Here is a 2,706-nt window from a genome sequence, read left to right as displayed (position 1 = left end):
TCGCGGACGTCGCGGACGTCGCGGCGGCGCTGCACACCACCCGCGCGACGTTCGCCGAACGCGCGGTCGTCGTCGCCGGCGACCGGGACGGCTTCCTCACCTCCCTCGAGGCGCTGGCCCGGGGCGAACTGCCGGCGAACGCGGCCCGGGGCACCGCCGGAGCGGACCGCAGGACCGTGTTCGTCTTCCCCGGCCAGGGCTCCCAGTGGCCCGGCATGGCCGCGAGCCTGCTCGAGTCCTCCCCGGTGTTCGCCGCGTCGATCGCGGACTGCGCGCGGGCGCTGCGCCCGTACGTCGACTGGGACCTGCTCGACGTCCTGCGCGGGACGCCGGAGGCACCCTCGCTGGACCGCGTCGACGTGGTGCAGCCCGCGCTGTGGGCGGTCCTCGTCGCGCTCGCGGCGCTGTGGCGCGCGCACGGCGTGCATCCGCATGCCGTCGTCGGCCACAGCCAGGGGGAGATCGCCGCCGCCCACGTGGCCGGTGCCCTGTCCCTGGACGACGCCGCCCGGATCATCGCCCTGCGCAGCCGGGCCATCACCGCACTGGCTGGACGCGGTGGCATGGCCTCGATCGCGCTGCCCGTGGACGACCTCGAGCCACAGCTGGCCCGGTGGGACGGCAGGCTGTCGGTCGCCGCCGTCAACAGCCCCGGGTCGGTGGTGGTCGCCGGTGACACCGACGCCGTCGAGGAGCTGGTGGCGGAACTGGAGGCCGGCGGCACCCGCGCCCGGATCATCCCGGTCGACTACGCCTCGCACTCGGCCCACGTCGACAGCCTGCGCGAGCTGCTGCTGGCGGATCTCGCGCCGATCGAGCCGCGGGCGGCCACGATCCCGCTGATCTCCACGGTCACCGGCGAGCGGATCGACACCGCTACGCTCGACGCCGCGTACTGGGTCGCCAACCTGCGCGAGACGGTGCGCTTCGAGCAGGCCACCCGCGCCCTGCTCGACAGCGGCCACGACACGTTCGTCGAGATCAGCCCGCATGCCGTGCTCACCTTCGGCCTGCAGGAGACCGTCGGGGCGGCCGGCGCCGCGGGTGCCGCGGTCGTCGGGACGCTGCGCCGCGACCAGGGCGGGCTGGACCGCTTCCTGCTCTCCGCCGCCGAACTGCACGTCCACGGTGTGCCGGTCGACTGGGCGCCGACGGCCCCCGGCCCGCACCCGCGGGTCGCCCTGCCGACCTACGCCTTCCAGCACCGGCGCTACTGGCTGGACGTCGGACGGTCGTTCGCCGGGGAGGTAGCCGTCACCCGGCCGGCGCAGACGCCCGGGCTCGCCGGGGACGACCCGGCCCCGGCCGGTGGGCTCCTGCTGCTGCAGCGGCTGGCCGGCCTCGGGGAAACCGAACGCGACAGCGTGCTGCTGGAGGTCGTCCGATCGGAGATCGCGACGGTCCTCGGCCACACCGACGCCGACGGGGTCCACCAGACCCGGACGTTCCAGGAACTCGGGTTCAGTTCCCTGACCGCGGTCGACCTGCGCAACCGGCTGGGTGCGGCGACCGGGCTCGAACTGCCGGCCACGCTGGTCTTCGACCACCCCACACCCGAGGCCGTCACCGCCTACCTGCGGGGGGAGCTGGCCCTCGGCACACCGGAAGCGGCGGTGCCGGCGACGCCGGCGCACGCGGTCGACCAGCTGGAGACAGTGTTCGCCGCCGCCGGCACCACGGCGGCGGACCGGCAGGCCGCGGCCGTCCGCCTGCGCCGCCTGCTCGACCAGTGGGGCACCGAGCCCACCGGCCCGTCCGGCGACGACGAGCTGGACCTCGACTCCGCCAGCGACGAGGAACTGTTCGCCCTCATGGATCAGGAGCACGCCTGAGATGTCCAACGACGACAAGCTCCGCGAATACCTCAAGCGCGCGCTCGCGGACTCCCGGGCCGCGCACAAGCGGCTGCGGGAGATCGAGGAGAGCCGGCGGGAACCGATCGCGATCGTCGGCGCCGCCTGCCGCTACCCCGGCGGGATCACCTCGCCGGAGGATCTGTGGCGGCTCGCCGAGACCGGCGGTGACGCGATCAGCGAGTTCCCCGACGACCGCGGCTGGGACGTCGAGGCGCTCTACGACCCCGACCCGGACCGGCCCGGCACCACCTACACCCGCCAGGGCGGGTTCATCTCCGGCGCCGGCGACTTCGACACGGCGTTCTTCGGGATCTCCCCGCGTGAGGCCGCCGCGACCGACCCGCAGCAGCGCCTGCTGCTGGAGACGGCGTGGGAGCTGCTGGAGAACGCCGGGATCGACCCGACGGCGCTGCGCGGCAGCCGTACCGGCGTGTTCGCCGGTGTCGCCGGACGGGACTACGCCGCCGGTTTCCACGAGGTTCCCGACGAGCTGGAGGGCTACCTGGTCACCGGCGCGCTCGGCAGCGTCGCCTCCGGCCGGATCTCGTACACGTTCGGGTTCGAGGGGCCCGCGGTCACCATCGACACGGCCTGCTCGTCGTCGCTGGTCGCCCTGCACCTGGCCGCCCAGTCGCTGCGGTCCGGCGAAAGTGACCTTGCGCTTGCCGGCGGGGTCGCCGTCATGACGTCGCCGCTGGGCTTCGTGGACTTCTCCCGGCAGCGGGGGCTGGCCGCGGACGGCCGGTGCAAGGCGTTCGCCGCGGCGGCGGACGGCACCGGCTGGTCGGAGGGCGTGGGCCTGCTGCTGCTCGAACGGCTCTCGGACGCCCGGCGCGCCGGCCACCGGATC

2 protein-coding genes are annotated in these 2,706 nt (G+C 74.8%); both read left to right on the top strand.

The window, feature by feature from the left end:
* A partial coding sequence (locus tag DD1DGNOD_RS27145; RefSeq protein WP_165036780.1) for an acyltransferase domain-containing protein occupies positions 1-1,832 on the top strand: 1,832 nt, incomplete at its 5' end.
* The coding region (locus tag DD1DGNOD_RS16285) for a beta-ketoacyl synthase N-terminal-like domain-containing protein (RefSeq protein WP_430827818.1) at positions 1,816-2,706 on the top strand (891 nt) is incomplete at its 3' end. The genes DD1DGNOD_RS27145 and DD1DGNOD_RS16285, both read left to right, overlap by 17 nt.

This window comes from Candidatus Protofrankia californiensis (assembly GCF_900634765.1).
In the GTDB taxonomy this organism is placed as follows: Bacteria; Actinomycetota; Actinomycetes; order Frankiales; family Frankiaceae; genus Protofrankia; species Protofrankia californiensis.
This window is presented reverse-complemented; position numbering and strand designations above follow the sequence as displayed.